Source organism: Xenorhabdus bovienii, assembly GCF_024721015.1.
Taxonomy (GTDB): Bacteria; Pseudomonadota; Gammaproteobacteria; order Enterobacterales; family Enterobacteriaceae; genus Xenorhabdus; species Xenorhabdus bovienii.
The window spans coordinates 43,428-59,435 of sequence record NZ_JANAIF010000024.1 but is presented as its reverse complement, the minus strand read 5'-3'; the positions used below and the strand labels follow the sequence as shown (position 1 = coordinate 59,435).

The window sequence follows — 16,008 nt, the reverse complement described above, 5'->3', positions numbered from 1 at the left end:
TTAGTGGACGCGGTAAGTCAGTGTATTGTATTACCGACTATAACAAAAGTGCAGATAATTTCATTGATTAACTTATTTACTATTTCGTATAACTTATTTATGTAATTTAATAAATTTAAATAAAAGGAGATAAAAATGGCCACTTCATCATTTTTCAGACAAATTGTCATCACCGATCCAAAAGCAATAAAAATGCTGAGAAAGGCTAATAAACGAAAACCTAAAGAAAATTTCAAAAAAATAGATATTGAAGCAGAACAAATCGAGGCAATAGAAATATTAAAACGAAAATTCTCACTCTAGGAAATGTATTATCGGTTCTTGGCAGAGAAAGAACAAAAGAATACTTACTGTCCTTCTCCTGCCCATCAAACCACGATGTAGAATCATTTTTACATTTAAAATCAATTAGGTTTGAATTGGCAGATGTCACCAGAACTTACCCAATTCTGAATGAAAAAGGAGTTATTCTTGCCTATTTTTCTTTAACTTACAAGGAGCTATCAACACAAAATTTTTCCATTTCAAAGACAAAAATTAAAAAACTTGACGGTATAAGTAAAAGCGCAAATACAATAAAAGTTTACTTGATTGGTCAAGTAGCTAAAAATTTCTCATTAGTTAGAAATTCAATAAATTTCAGAGAAATTTTTCTTTATATAAAGAATATTATCACTACAGTAAAAACACTAATAGGAGGAAGAATCATTGCTTTAGAGTGTAAAAACAATCTAAAACTCATAGAATTATATATGAAACATGGGCTTAAAAAATTACCAACAAAAGGAGAAATCAATCCATTAATCACTATGATTTTTAATAATTAGATTATTATTTAGTTTCAACCGTTCCTATTTTAGATAACTTAAAACCACTCAGTATAATAAGTAAAGACCACCTATCTTACAGGTGGTCTTTTTATACAGATAATTAACGACTATCTATCAATTACTGCCATTAATTACTTATGAACGATTTCACCTTTCGGCTCATAATCGGCAACTTTCAATGGAGAATGCGTCTCGATATAGCCCTTCAACACTTCAGCATCAACAAAACCGGTATCCACATACCCAGGTAAGTTATCGACACGTGGATAGCCATCACCTCCGATAGCGTTAAAGTTCAGGGTAGCCATACGATAAGTTTTATTAGGATCTAACGGCTTGCCGCCAATTTTCACATCACTGATTTTTTTGCCATCAACCACAAAACTGACATTATAAAACTGCCCGTAAGCACCTGAATCCGTTTCCATATTTGCCACGGCCGTCAAATATGGCAAGACTTCTCTACCTTTGAAATCCACATAAACCAGTTGGTTAGCAAATGGATGAACTTTCAGGACATCTTTGTAAGTAATATCCCCTGCTTCGATAGAATCACGAATACCACCCCCACTCATCACGGCAAAATCAGCATTTGTCCGTTCCATCTGAGCCGCCAGTACAAGATGCGCCATATTGGTCTGGACGAAACGCACTTTACTGCGATCACCTTCCAATTTTCCATCTACTGCGCCCACTTGGACATTTAATTTCCGGCTGCCTTTATCCTGATATGGTGTCAACAGTTTCAGCATTTCAGGATGCTGAGTAATTTGATGAGTGTAATAAGCACTCCCTGTGCTGCCATCTTCGTTTTTTACTTTTTTCTGTAAGTTGATGGGGATCAATTGATAGTGAACTAATTTGAATTCACCATTACGAAATTGGAAATCAGCACGGCCGACATATTTGCCCCATTCATGTGCCTGCACAATCCATGTTCCATTTTGGCGATCGGGTGAGCAAGGTGTTCCTGGTACATAATCCACTTGTTTGTAGTTTTTGTTTTCTGTTGACATGCAGACTGGATCTTGTGAATGCCCCCCTACAATCATATTTAAATAACCCGCAGGCAAACTGCGTGCCATTTCAACATCCCCCGGCGCATTGCTGCCATGATGCCCATCGTTATAATGCCCCATATGGGTTGCGGCAATGATCACATCCGGTTTTTCGTTCTTTTTCAGCTCATCAATAACTTTTTTCGCTTCTTCGGCCGGTACTCGGAATTCGACATCAGGGAAGTTGGCTGGATTGCCTACTTTTGCCGTATCATCGGTGGTCAAACCAATCACCGCAATTTTCACGCCTTGCTCATCAAACATCACATACGGCTTAAATAAACGCTTGCCAGTACTGGTTTGATAAATGTTAGCAGACAGAAATGGGAAATTGGCCCATTTTTCCTGCTGATGCAACACGTTTAAAGGTTTATCAAACTCATGATTCCCCAACGCCATTGCGTCATAACCCACTAAATTCATTCCCTTAAAATCTGGCTCAGCATCCTGCATGTCCGATTCGGGTACGCCAGTATTGATGTCACCTCCCGATAACAACAACACACTGCCTCCTTTTTTGGCAACTTCCTGACGGATAGAATCTACCAGTGTTTTCTGAGCTGCCAGGCCATACTCACCATGATCGTTCTGCCAGAAGTGGCCATGATGATCGTTAGTATGCAGGATTGTAATATCGTAAGTTTTATTCTTTTCCCAAGCAGTTGCACTTATCGGTAATAATGATAAAGAAACGACAAGGGCACATGCTGGTGTTTTGAACGAAAATTTCATGGGTATCTCCATGTTCCTTAAATTTTATCTGTGATGTAACAATTATTAGTTTTATGAAAATTATAAACCTATCCCATTGAGCCATGCTACTTTTCGACAGCAATGTTTATACAACAGTGCCTCTGCCGGAACAGGCTCGAATCCAACACCAGAATAGAATGATGGCACCTAGGTGCTAGGATATATTTTCCAATCAAGATTACAGAATTGTGTCATTAATTAGGGTTTTATTTCATTTTTATGGGATAAGTATCAAATTATATCAAGGTAAGTAAAAATTTTATTAGCGGTCTAATATGTATTAAAGTGTAACAATTAAACAACAATTCAACGCCATACAACACAGGATGGATTGATGAGACAACCAATATGAGTGAACAAAGCAACACAGAACAATTGCCTGATTCATCAAGAAAAACACATCAGACTGTTTTTTCAATTCTCGGTGCAATCAGCTTATCCCATCTGCTTAATGATATGATTCAATCGCTGATTTTGGCTATTTATCCATTATTGCAATCTGAATTTACCCTAAGTTTCATTCAAGTTGGGATGATTACACTAGTTTATCAGGTAACCGCATCCCTGCTACAACCCCTCATTGGTCTGTATACGGATAAATATCCACAGCCCTACTCACTGCCCATCGGGATGGGATTCACCCTGTCTGGACTGCTTCTACTGGCTTATGCCGAAAGTTTCCCTATCATCTTACTGGCCGCTGCACTGGTCGGTACAGGATCATCCGTCTTTCATCCTGAGTCATCACGGGTTGCGAGAATGGCCTCCGGAGGACGTCATGGACTGGCACAATCCCTGTTTCAGGTAGGTGGCAATCTGGGAAGCTCACTGGGGCCTCTGCTGGCTGCAATTTTCATCGCTCCTTATGGCAAGGGAAATATCGGGTGGTTTTCTCTGGCAGCACTGCTGGCAATCGTCATTCTGTTGCAAGTCAGCCAATGGTATAAGATGCAGCACCGAGCTTCTAAGTCCCTATCATCCACTCATATTTCTCAGCCGAATTTCCCCAGAAAAATGATTGTGCGTTCTTTTGCCATTCTGCTGCTCCTGATTTTCTCAAAATATTTCTATCTCACCAGTATCAGCAGCTACTACACTTTTTATCTGATCCAGAAGTTCGGCCTTTCAGTACAAAATGCCCAGATCCATCTGTTCATTTTTTTATTTGCTGTAGCTGCAGGCACCATGATTGGGGGGCCTATCGGGGATAAAATAGGCCGGAAATATGTCATATGGGGATCAATTCTTGGCGTTGCGCCTTTTACTCTGCTTTTACCTTATACATCACTATTCTGGACGGGGCCCCTTACCGTAGTCATTGGCCTGATATTAGCATCTGCATTTTCTGCTATCCTGGTCTACGCTCAAGAACTCATTCCTGGCAAAACGGGAATGATTGCAGGTTTGTTCTTTGGGCTGGCGTTCGGCATGGGAGGTATCGGTGCAGCCGTGCTCGGTTATGTAGCGGATAAAACCAGTATAGAATTAGTTTACAAAATCTGTGCTTTTCTACCACTTATTGGCATTTTCACTCTATTCCTGCCAAATATAGAAAGAAAACCACACGAAAAACCATGAAAAACAACATAATAACTTTATCATCTAAATAACATTTTCCTTTGTAAACAAGCGTAAATAATGACAAGATCTACATAAAATACCATTAAAATAGCATTTATGTAGATCATCTACATTTTTACCTATAAATATATTTTTTATCAGCTTTGTTTTAAATGATTTATACAATACATTATTACCTCACCTAACCCTACAATCGATATTATTGCCTAACCCAGAAGGAGCCTTGATGGAGCATTCGACACCTCTTATCACGACCATTGTTGGCGGTTTTGTACTCGCCTATCTGCTTGGCATGCTTGCCCAACGCCTGAAAATCTCACCTCTGGTAGGATACCTTACGGCAGGTGTACTTGCTGGGCCTTTTACCCCAGGTTTTGTTGCCGATACCTCTCTGGCACCCGAACTTTCAGAAATTGGCGTGATCTTACTGATGTTTGGTGTCGGTCTGCATTTTTCCCTTAAAGATTTGTTAGCCGTCAAATCAATTGCCATCCCGGGCGCCATCGCTCAAATTGCCGTCGCAACCTTACTAGGCGTGGGGTTATCAACGCTGCTTGGCTGGGGGCTGTTTACTGGGATCGTCTTTGGACTCTGTCTATCTACTGCAAGCACAGTCGTTCTGCTCAGAGCGCTGGAAGAGCGGCAGCTCATTGATAGCCAGCGGGGGCAAATTGCTATTGGCTGGTTGATCGTTGAAGACCTGGCTATGGTACTGGCGCTGGTATTACTGCCCGCAGCCGCAGGTATACTGGATAGCCAGAATGCCAACATCGGTCAATTGCTGTTAGAACTTGCTATGACTATTGGCAAAGTTGTGGCCTTCATTTTATTGATGGTTTTTGTCGGTCGGCGTCTGATCCCCTGGATTTTGGCAAAAACAGCCAGCACAGGTTCCCGCGAGTTATTTACTCTGGCGGTACTCGCCATTGCCTTAGGTGTCGCTTACGGAGCCGTGAAGCTGTTTGATGCCTCATTTGCTCTGGGTGCATTTTTCGCTGGTATGGTACTGAATGAGTCAGAACTGAGCCATCGGGCAGCACAGGATACCTTACCGTTAAGAGATGCTTTCGCAGTTCTGTTCTTTGTCTCTGTCGGCATGTTGTTTGATCCAATGATATTGTTCCAGCAGCCACTTGCTATTCTGGGAACCCTTGTCATTATTATTATTGGCAAATCATTGGCAGCTATGCTTCTGGTCAAAATGTTTGGTCATTCACGACGTACAGCCCTGACGATTTCCGTCAGTCTCGCTCAAATCGGGGAATTTGCCTTTATTCTGGCAGGACTTGGCGTCACTTTAGGATTGCTGGATGGAGAAGCACGTAACCTTGTGCTGGCCGGTGCCATTGTCTCAATCATGTTGAATCCGATTCTATTCAGTTTGCTGGATCGTTATCTGGAAAAAACAGAAACTATTGAAGAACAATTATTAGAAGAAACGCTGGAAGAAGAAACTCAGATCCCGGTTGATATCTGCGGCCATGCCATTATCGTGGGCTATGGCCGAGTCGGCCGTCTTCTCTGCCAGCGGTTGCAAGAAAGAAATTTCCCGTTGGTTGTCCTTGAAGATACACGTGCCCGATTTGAGGAATTAGGGAAAATGGGCATCAGTGCTGTGATGGGCAATGCTGCCAGCAAAGATATCATGGCTCTGGCGCGGCTTGATTGCGCCTGCACGTTATTTCTGACTATCCCCAATGGCTACGAAGCAGGTGAAATAGTTGCGAATGCCAGAGAGATCCGACCAGATATCAATATTATCGCGCGTGCTCACTATGATGATGAAGTGACCTATATTATGGAACGTGGTACTAACCACATCATTATTGGTGAACATGAAATAGCAAGAGCGATGGCTGATGCACTCTACGTATGAGCCAACTTGCCCGATAGAGCCACCACCGTCATTTTCGACAGCAAGTTAGTTATCGATATGGAGTATCCCGCTGATTTCAGGGGGATACTCCAGAACAAACCATACCAACGTTGTTGCATCGTTAACGTAGTATCAGCGTTCCCAGTAAGATTCTTCCAAACTATCTTCTTTCTCTGGCAACCCACGCATCAGGCGAGGTGAGTGCTGGCTCAATACCTGATAACTCACTCTATTCGCGTATTTACATACCTGAGCCAATGACGAGTACGTCAAATAAGAGCGCATATGCTTACTGGAGTTAGGCACATTCATTCGGTGATAACTATTGGCTGTAATATCATGTAGCAATGCAGACAATGCACCATCGCCAGCCCCATTAGTATTCATGATTTTTTCAGGCCCCCCCATATAAGGCTCAATATGGGAGTAGACTCGCATTGGGTTCTGGCAATCGGCTTTGCATAGCACCCGACTAAATTCATAGAGATTAAATTCAGCAATAGCACCCGGCAATAATGGATGTGAAGTCTGACGTTTATGTTCTTCTTCGGTATAACCTGCCATATACAGTCCCGCCGGCCCTGCGGTACATAACACTAAATCCACCCAATTTAAGGCCATGTCTGCTGCCAGCAGAGGATCACTAAAGCCCGTCAGCTCTTGGGCTTCATCTTCATTCATGGCGACCACAGAAACATTTTCTGCCAAGAAATCGCGCCACCACTGCGGATCATCAGCGATGACGTATTTTGTTCCCAATGTCAGTACAACAGGCACATTATGCTTTTTCGCATATTCGATGGCTTTCATCGTTGCTTCCGGCATTGGATCACCCGATTTGCAACGCACCAGATAGGCGGTAATCACCAGTGCTGATGCTTCCGCAATAATATGTTCAGGGATATTTTCCGGACGGAGTTGGTTCATTAATCCCGGACTGATAGCGAATGTCCTTTCACCGTTTTCAGTCACTAGGGTAAAACAACGGCCAATTGGGCCATCAACCCCCTGAAGATGATTCAAATCCATGCGGCTGGATGTATTGCAAAGATAACAATATGCATAACTCCCTATCTGGATGTTATTACACATAGTGCCAAGCAATACGGACTTATCGTCAGCCAAAACAGAATAATTATGCAGAGTATTACCGATGGTTCCACCCGCAAATTCGTGACTAATCAAATTATTGTCTGTCAGTTCTTTGTAGAGTGCCTCGGCGACATCATCTTCAATGACGAGTGAATGCCCCTGGCTCAAGTTATAACGCTGGATAAAACTCTCATCAACCTTAGCTTCAATGTCTACCAGTGTTTGATCAATACCAACGATATAGGCTCGGTTATTTTCAGTATCTATCATTTCTTTGATGGGCTGGAGCAGAGGATCTCTCAGGCTGACAGGAAAATAGTGTTTAGATTTACGTTTACCAGGGAATTTCATAATTGATTGATGCTATAGAGCCAAAATATGCGGCATGTTAGCACAATACGGTGTAGCGCAATACCGTAGCAAAACAAAAAACGTTAACGAGTAAAGCGCTGACGATAAAAAATTTAAGCTTCTTGTTTCTGACGGCTACGCGCCATATGGCGAACCAGAACAAACATAACAGATAAAATAAAGCCGATAAAACCAGCACCAATCAGAATCAGCAGACGTTTAGGTGAATCTTTCGCTGTAGGTTCATAAGGTCGCTGCATATACCTGAATGGCTCGAAATCAATCTTATCAATATTTACTAATTTTAAATTTTCTATATATAACAGTCTATTACGAAGATCTGCGTCTATCTGAGTTGGATCGGTAATCTCTTCGGTAATCTGTAATTTACGTTGCAGTGCATCCGCACCCAGCGCAATCGAATAATCCGGGTCATCCTTGATCATAGCGCCACCATTGGAAACAGGTTTTTTAACACCCGCAGAGTTAGCAATGGAGATCGCATACTTCAAGCGTTCGATATCAACACCACGCATATTGCGAATACGAGCCAGATCAATTTCATACGACTTTTGTGAAAAGACCAGTTTCTGATGCACCATATCATTCAATTCATCTTTCACCTGATCACGAACAACGGAAGAGACAAAATTGATATACCCAGTCAACAAGTTGTAAGAATCTTCCGCCGTACCCGCACTGAAAGAAAGTACACTTTCATCATCTCCTTCATTATCTTTTTTAGGTAAAGAAATGGAGATATTTTTATTTACAACCTGCTCAATCAGCTTTCGTTTTCCCTGTATCGCGCCATCATCCATCTTAGCAAGCAACGCCTTGAAGTAGTCAGTGCTGACCAAATAGTCTTCACGCAATACACGCGAGTTATAGTTTTCAACAAAACGCTGATATAACGATGCTTCTGTCACTTTCGGATCAAGACTCAAAACTTGCAAATCCGTTAGTGCATTTTTCAATGGCTGAAATTGTTCCAATGTCGGCTTCACTACGGCTGCTGTACTTGTCCATTTCTGTGGTAAAAATGACGCAATACCGAAGCCAATCACCGCAAAAATAAAGGATATTGCGATAATTAAATATTTTGATCGGAAAATTACGGAGAATAATTCAAATAAATCAATCTCATCTTCCTGCTTAGGATGATAATAGTTTGAATTCTCTTCATAAAAATCGGGGTGTTTAATCGGTTTATTACTCATTATCTCTATGCCCAATCCAAATAATTTTGCTTTTCATTAAGACTCAAGTTGTTTTTCTTACTCATAGTACTCATTGATTTAAAAGCAATATCCTTAAAAATCACACGATCACCAAAACCAAAACATATGCTGATAAATATACCACCAAAATACCCGTAGCTACCAATACTCGCCAGTCAAAATGTAAAATAACATCTCATAACAGGCAATAATCCATTATTTCATGGCGTTGTTTACCAATTGTTCAAGCAATGAAATGTGTGCCTCATTATCATTAAGTGCAGAAATATATTCAAACTTTTTACCCCCCGCATGCAGGAAAATCGCTTGATTTTGCTGTTGGATTTCTTCCAGTGTTTCCAAACAGTCTGATGAAAATCCCGGACACAATACCTGAACATGTTCCACACCTTGTTCTGGCAATAATGCCATTGTCTTATCCGTATAGGGCGTTAACCATGGCAAACGACCAAAACGAGATTGAAAAGTCATCATAATTTTATCTGCGGGATAATCCAATGCCTGTATCAAAAGCTCCGTAGTTGCCCTGCAATCCTGCGGATAAATATCCCCTATCGTTGCCAACCGTTCTGGAATACCGTGGTAGGAAAGGAGCAAACGATCAGGCAAACCATGTTTTTCAAAACTCTGCTCGATTGTTTCTTTTAAGGCAGCAATATAAGCAGGATGTGTAGCATAACTACGGATGAAATGCAGATGGGGTATGGTGCGATATCCCTTCAATATTTTGCTGATGCTATCAAATACTGCGGCCGATGTCGTACTGGAATACTGAGGATAAAGAGGAAGCACAATCAGGTGATCAATACCTTGTTGCAGCAGATTACCTACAGCTTGAGGCAAGGAAGGGAAACCGTAACTCATTCCCAAAACGACAGGGATATCCGTCAGTCTTTCATTTAGCAATGTCTGCTGGCGCTGACTATAAACCAGCAAAGGTGATCCCTCTTCTGTCCAAATTCCTTGGTACAGTTTAGCAACACGAGAAGAACGGAAAGGAAGAATAATGCCGTACAACAGCGGCTTCCAGATAAACGGAGGGATATCCACAACTCTTCGGTCACTCAGAAATTTCGCCAGGTAACGCCTTATTGCTACAGGTGTTGGCTCATCCGGCGTCCCAAGATTCACCAGTAAGACACCATACTTATTGCTACTCATCCCTCAGTACTCCACTAAAATAACTAATAACCTAGTATAAACATGAGTTATAGTCACATCTAATATTTCATGGAGTGACACTCAAAAAAGTCAGGCGGTTATTAACACCGCCTGCTCTAGCTGTTCAAGATTTAATAATTTTTAATAATTCAAGAACATACCAAATCATTAGCCCAGAATGCCGACCAATTCTTCGCTGACTTCAGCTACCTGACGTGTACCATCAAGTTTGAAGTACTTTGTGTTCCCTGCCTGAGCTTCGTTCTGATAGTAAGAAACCAAAGGTGCAGTCTGTGCGTGGTATTCAACCAGACGTTTACGCACTGTATCTTCCTGATCATCTTTACGAATACTCAGTTCTTCGCCAGTCACATCATCCCGGTTTTCTACTTTGGGCTGATTAAATTTGATGTGATAAACACGACCCGATGGCGCATGTACACGACGGCCAATAATGCGTTCAACAATGATTGCATCAGGAACAGCGAATTCCAGAACATAATCAACCTTGATATCCGCTTCTTTCATCGCATCAGCCTGAGGAATGGTGCGTGGGAACCCATCCAACAAGAATCCACTACGGCAGTCATCTTGTTTGATACGCTCTTTGACCAAAGCAATGACCAGTTCATCAGTCACCAGCTTACCGTTATCCATCAGTTCTTTTGCTTTCAAACCCAACTCGCTGCCTGCTTTTACTGCGGCACGCAACATATCACCTGTCGAAATCTGAGGGATCCCATATTTCTCCATGATAAATTGCGCCTGAGTCCCCTTACCGGCGCCTGGCGCGCCCAGCAAAATAATACGCATCGCGTAAATCCCCTTACTATTTGCTTTTCGTATTTTAATAAAACAGGCCACCATACCATTTGAATGGGGTATGGCTCAAGAAAACAGGTAAACGTTTTCGTATTGACCTAAAAATAAACCACGCCCAATTTTCCGTTGAAGCGTGGTCTATTATCATGATTTCAATGATCTTAAGCTTTTTCAGCCAATAATAATTGATTCATCCGGCGAATGAATTGGTTTGGATCATCTAATGTGCCGCGTTCAGCAAACAATGCCTGATCCAGTAACAGTTCTATCCAATCCGCAAACTGGGCTTCATCATGAATATCAGCCGCTTTTTTCACTAGATTGTGCTCTGGGTTCAGTTCAAAGTTATAGCTCACTTCTGGTGCAGACTGGCCTGCTGCCGCAAATAGTTTCGCCATTTGGGTGCTCATTTCATTGGCATTCGTTGTCACTATCGCGGGTGTATCAGTCAGTCGGTGGGTCAGCTTAACTTCTTTCACGCGGTCACCAAGCAGCGTTTTCACACGCTCAATAAACGGCTCCAGTTTTTTATCTTCTTCTTCCTGCTCGGCCTTGTTTTCATCAGCCAGTTTGTCAAGAGATTCATCCGTCTTGCTGACAGACTGGAATGACTTGCCATCAAACTCAGTCAGGTAGCTCATCATCCATTCATCGATACGGTCAGACAGCAACAGAACCTCAATGCCTTTCTTGCGGAACAGCTCCAGATGTGGGCTATTTTTCGCTGCGGCATAGCTGTCGGCAGTGATGTAGTAAATCTTCTCCTGACCTTCAGTCATGCGGCTGAGGTAATCTTCCAGAGAAACAGTTTGTGCCGAGCCGTCATTATGAGTGGTTGCGAATCGCAGTAATTTAGCGATAGCTTCTTTGTTTGAACCGTCTTCAGCAGGCCCTTCTTTCAATACCAAGCCAAACTGCTGCCAGAAGGTCTGGTATTTTTCCGCATCGTCTTTTGCCAGTTTATCCAGCATCTGCAATACACGTTTGGTCAACGCATTACGTAAATTTCGGGTGATAGTACTGTCTTGCAGAATTTCACGGGAAACGTTCAGCGGCAAGTCATTGGAATCGATCAGACCACGCATAAAACGCAGATAATTTGGCATGAACTGTTCGGCATCATCCATGATGAATACGCGTTGTACATACAATTTCAGCCCATGTTTATGTTCACGGTTCCACATATCCCACGGTGCCTGAGCAGGAATATACAACAAGCTGGTGTATTCCTGTTTACCTTCAACGCGATTGTGGCTCCAGCTTAGAGGATCAGCGAAATCATGGGAAATGTGTTTATAAAACTCTTGGTACTCTTCATCACTGATTTCGGCTTTACCACGTGTCCACAGCGCTTGAGCTTTATTGATTTTTTCCCATGTGACGGTATCGTCTTCTTCGTTTTTGGTTTCAATTTCAACTGGCAACGCAATGTGATCAGAATATTTGCCGATGATAGAACGCAGACGCCAGTCGTTAAGGAATTCATCTTCCCCTTCACGCAGATGCAAAGTGATTTCTGTACCACGCTCAGTTTTTTCAAGATCAGCAATGGTGTAATCACCTTCACCTGTTGATTCCCAGAAAACACCTTGATCGGCCGCGGTACCTGCCGCACGGGTACGCACAGTCACTTTATCCGCCACGATAAAGGCAGAGTAAAAACCAACGCCGAATTGCCCAATCAACTGGCTGTCTTTTACCTGATCAGAACCAACTGATTCAAGGAATGATTTAGTACCGGATTTTGCAATCGTTCCTAGATTATCAATAACTTCATCACGGGACATACCGATACCATTATCACTAATAGTGATGGTTTTATGCTCGTTATCAAAAGCAAGACGAACACGTAACTCACCATCATTTTCATACAATTCAGGTTTTGACAATGCACGGAAGCGTAATTTATCCGCAGCATCTGATGCGTTTGAAATCAACTCACGGAGAAAAATTTCTTTATTGGAATAGAGAGAATGGATCATCAACTGCAATAATTGTTTGACTTCAGACTGAAATCCACGGGTTTCCTGACCTTTCATACTCATTTATTACCTCAATCTAAATCCAGTTCAGATATGTAAAATCGGACGATGGTAATCAAATGGGGATAACTCCCAACAATTTCAAGTTAGGGCAATCAGAAGAATATAAAATTGGTTTGATGAATGTGCAGATCAGCTGTGGATGGTGGCGTTATCCGCAGCACCATCCATTGGAATTTCCCATTTGAAATTGGGTAATCGATCACAAATCAGTGATTCTTTGGCGACCCGCAAGTGAATGGGACAGCGTTGTGCCATCCACCATTTCAAGTTCACCCCCCACGGGAACACCATGAGCAATACGACTGGCTATCACACCATACTGCGAACATATTTCCGCGATATAGTTTGCCGTTGCCTCTCCTTCAACAGTCGGGTTGGTTGCCAGAATGATTTCTGACAGGGTTTCGGAAGATAGCCGTTCTTCCAAACGATCCAAACCAATATCCATTGGCCCGATACCATCCAGCGGCGATAAGCGCCCCATCAGGACAAAATAACGACCGGCAAACTGGCCGGTCTGTTCAATGGCGTGAATATCCGCAGGCGTTTCCACCACACAGATCTGACCATTCTGCTGACGACGGGGATTGCCACAAATCGTGCATTGTTCCTGTTCAGTAAATGTCCGGCAGTCCTGACAGTGACCAATTTCAGACATGGCACGAGTCAATGCCTGAGCAAGCATCATGCCACCACTGCGATCCCGTTGTAACAGATGAAATGCCATTCGCTGGGCTGATTTGGGGCCTACGCCGGGTAAACAGCGTAATGACTCCATCAGGGATTCAAGAAGAGGGCTGGTTTGCATCAGAATGGCATCTTAAAGCCAGGCGGTAATTGCATGCCGTTGGAAACGCCGGACATTTTTTCTTTCTGGGTTTCTTCAATGCGACGGGCTGCATCATTGAACGCAGCGGCAATCAGGTCTTCCAGCATATCTTTGTCATCGTCCATCAAGCTTGGATCGATTTCAACACGACGACAGTTGTGTGCACCATTAATAGTCACTTTCACCAGACCCGCACCAGATTCACCTGTCACTTCCAGATTTGCAATTTCTTCCTGCACTTTCTGCATTTTTTCTTGCATCTGCTGAGCCTGTTTCATCAAATTGCCCAAACCACCTTTACCAAACATAATTATCTCTCTTCGCTATAGCCACAGTTTAAATATACACTGTAGCGGTTAAACAGGCCGGATACTTTCTTCATCCAATTCTGCATCAAACAGCTGCTGAAGTGTTTGAATCGTTCTATCCGAAATAATGGATTGGCGTGCTTGTGCCAATTTTTCTTCATAAATGGCTTGCCGCCACTCCAACGGAGTTTTTACCGCAGGATTATCATCTTCAATAATACGGAGATCAATCGGTTTTCCATGCAATTCACTTAAGGCTTCGGACAACATTTGCTGTGCCGATGCTGAATTAAGGTGACGTTGTTTTGAACGCAGATGAAGACAAAGCCGACTTTCATCAATCTGTTCTTTAAACGCATTCAATGCAACCTGCTGAACCAGTTTTGGAATATTCAGTTTATCAATTTCCGCTGACCATGAATCTCTCTGTTTCGATTCAACCGCCAATTTTTCCGCCAGTTCCGGTGTCTTCTCGTGCTCAAGTGCCGCTTTTATCGCTTTTGGCGTCGTGACACAAACTTGCTTTTCCTCAACACTCGTGTTCGTTGTCCGCCAGCGGTAAGCTTCTTGCTTTATGGGCTTTGGCTCCCGGGCTTTGGGAATATAAGATTGTGGCCGCTGTTCGGCCACGGCTGCTAATCGTTCCAGCGCCGAGCTTGCCGACTTCGCCTTCACAGGCTCTGCCGGCTCAGACTTTTTTGGGGGCGTATTCCCTTGTCGAGTAAGCGAATGCCTCGCTTGCAGCAATTTTGCCGTTGGACTGCTGACTACAGGCTCTGTACTCATTGATTGCGGAGAACTGTGTTCAGAACCTTTCTCAGAGCGTTCACCAGCCGCATGGTTTTGTACAGGTGAAACCGGATGGCGCTGTGCAGGTGCAGATACCTGCCGTACTACCGGGATTTCTCCACCGGACGCTGGCGTTTCTTCAATGATAGTTTTGGGGTGGAACGCCAAAGCGCGTAATAATGCCATTTCAACGCCCATTCGGCGCTCTGGGGCATAAGGGAGATCTTTGCGTCCGACCAGCAATGCCTGATAAAAAAGTTGTAGATCGGCAGGAGAAATTGATCTTGCCAGCAACCGCAAACGCCCTTCCGTTGAAGAGGGATCGTTATCAGGTTGCTGAGGCAATAACTGGAGCATGGCAATGCGATGCAGCAATGACAAGATTTCGACCAACAGATGTTCCCAATCCACGCCACGGGATGCGATTTGCTCAACCAGTGCCATAAGCTGCTGCCCATCTGCCCGAACCAGCCATTCAATCATTTCCAAAGGCTGATCATTATCCAGCGTGCCCAACATCTGGCTAACGATATCGGCGGTCAGTTTACCTCCACCGAGGGCAATCGCCTGATCGGTCAGGCTCAGAGCATCACGCATACTGCCATCCGCAGCACGGGCCAGAAGATGGCGCGCACGGGAGTCGCTCTCTATTTGCTCTGCATTAAGGACATGTTCCAACTGACCACTGATTTGATCGACGTTCAATGCCTTCAGATGGAATTGTAAACAACGTGAAAGGATCGTCACGGGTAGTTTTTGTGGATCTGTCGTCGCCAGCAAGAATTTCACATGTTCTGGCGGTTCTTCCAATGTCTTGAGTAACGCATTGAAACTATGGCGCGAAAGCATGTGAACTTCGTCAATGAGATAAACTTTGAAACGGCCACGGGCAGGTGCATACTGCACGTTGTCCAGTAATTCACGGGTATCTTCTACTTTTGTTCGAGAGGCGGCATCGATTTCGATCAGATCGACAAAACGCCCCTGCTCAATTTCAAGACAGTTCGCACATTGACCACATGGGGTCTTCGTGATTCCCGTTTCACAGTTCAGCCCCTTTGCCAACAGACGCGCGATGGTGGTTTTTCCCACACCACGGGTGCCAGAAAAAAGATAGGCATGATGGAGGCGCTGGTGCTCAAGACCATTCGCCAGTGCAGTCAGCACATGTTGCTGACCAATCACATCAGAAAATATTTGTGGGCGCCACTTACGGGCGAGTACTTGATAGCTCATTAATACCGAGGAAATTGAACATGACTGTGTATCATG

13 protein-coding genes are annotated in these 16,008 nt (G+C 43.4%); 4 read left to right on the top strand and 9 right to left on the bottom strand.

Annotation, left to right across the window (positions count from 1 at the left end):
* Nucleotides 1-135: 135 nt before the first annotated feature.
* Nucleotides 136-303 carry a hypothetical protein gene (locus tag NXS07_RS08565; protein WP_172664662.1) on the top strand — a complete coding sequence of 56 codons (168 nt, stop codon included), beginning with the start codon at nt 136-138 and terminating at the stop codon, nt 301-303.
* 116 nt (nt 304-419) lie between these two features.
* A complete protein-coding gene (locus NXS07_RS08560; RefSeq protein ID WP_258086547.1) occupies nt 420-827 on the top strand; it encodes an acetyltransferase in 408 nt (135 codons plus the stop codon).
* A gap of 134 nt (nt 828-961) precedes the next feature.
* Here NXS07_RS08560 and ushA read toward each other — a convergent pair whose 3' ends face one another.
* On the bottom strand, nt 962-2,620 hold the full coding sequence (gene ushA / locus NXS07_RS08555; RefSeq protein ID WP_038201113.1) for a bifunctional UDP-sugar hydrolase/5'-nucleotidase UshA: 1,659 nt from the start codon (nt 2,618-2,620) through the stop codon (nt 962-964).
* Nucleotides 2,621-2,989: 369 nt separating this feature from the next.
* On the opposite strand from ushA, the gene NXS07_RS08550 reads away from it, so the two are divergent.
* The gene (locus tag NXS07_RS08550) at nt 2,990-4,219 is read left to right on the top strand and encodes an MFS transporter (protein ID WP_038216780.1); all 1,230 of its coding nucleotides are present in this window, start codon (nt 2,990-2,992) and stop codon (nt 4,217-4,219) included.
* Nucleotides 4,220-4,448: 229 nt separating this feature from the next.
* On the top strand, nt 4,449-6,098 hold the full coding sequence (gene ybaL / locus NXS07_RS08545; RefSeq protein WP_258086546.1) for a YbaL family putative K(+) efflux transporter: 1,650 nt from the start codon (nt 4,449-4,451) through the stop codon (nt 6,096-6,098).
* A 132-nt stretch (nt 6,099-6,230) separates the two neighbouring features.
* Here the strand turns inward: ybaL and NXS07_RS08540 are convergent, their stop codons facing one another.
* The 8 genes from NXS07_RS08540 to dnaX all read right to left on the bottom strand — a co-directional run bounded on the left by NXS07_RS08540 (nt 6,231) and on the right by dnaX (nt 15,972).
* Nucleotides 6,231-7,541 (bottom strand): inosine/guanosine kinase, encoded by a 1,311-nt coding sequence (locus NXS07_RS08540; protein WP_038191911.1) that lies wholly within the window; start codon nt 7,539-7,541, stop codon nt 6,231-6,233.
* 113 nt (nt 7,542-7,654) lie between these two features.
* Nucleotides 7,655-8,761: an LPS O-antigen length regulator Wzz(fepE) gene (gene wzz(fepE), locus NXS07_RS08535; RefSeq protein ID WP_258086545.1), complete on the bottom strand. Its 1,107-nt coding sequence runs from the start codon at nt 8,759-8,761 to the stop codon at nt 7,655-7,657.
* A 216-nt stretch (nt 8,762-8,977) separates the two neighbouring features.
* Entirely contained in the window at nt 8,978-9,943 is a 966-nt protein-coding gene (gene hemH / locus NXS07_RS08530) for a ferrochelatase (RefSeq protein ID WP_258086544.1), read from the bottom strand.
* A 168-nt stretch (nt 9,944-10,111) separates the two neighbouring features.
* Nucleotides 10,112-10,756, bottom strand: coding sequence for an adenylate kinase (gene adk / locus NXS07_RS08525; protein WP_038191917.1), 645 nt, complete (start codon nt 10,754-10,756; stop codon nt 10,112-10,114).
* A gap of 170 nt (nt 10,757-10,926) precedes the next feature.
* Nucleotides 10,927-12,804 carry a molecular chaperone HtpG gene (gene htpG / locus NXS07_RS08520; protein ID WP_038187632.1) on the bottom strand — a complete coding sequence of 626 codons (1,878 nt, stop codon included), beginning with the start codon at nt 12,802-12,804 and terminating at the stop codon, nt 10,927-10,929.
* 205 nt (nt 12,805-13,009) lie between these two features.
* Nucleotides 13,010-13,618 (bottom strand): recombination mediator RecR, encoded by a 609-nt coding sequence (gene recR, locus NXS07_RS08515; protein ID WP_038201128.1) that lies wholly within the window; start codon nt 13,616-13,618, stop codon nt 13,010-13,012.
* Nucleotides 13,618-13,947 (bottom strand): YbaB/EbfC family nucleoid-associated protein, encoded by a 330-nt coding sequence (locus NXS07_RS08510; protein WP_012988113.1) that lies wholly within the window; start codon nt 13,945-13,947, stop codon nt 13,618-13,620. Before NXS07_RS08510 ends, recR begins: the two co-directional genes overlap by 1 nt.
* A gap of 48 nt (nt 13,948-13,995) precedes the next feature.
* A complete protein-coding gene (gene dnaX, locus NXS07_RS08505; RefSeq protein ID WP_258086543.1) occupies nt 13,996-15,972 on the bottom strand; it encodes a DNA polymerase III subunit gamma/tau in 1,977 nt (658 codons plus the stop codon).
* Nucleotides 15,973-16,008 lie beyond the last annotated feature (36 nt).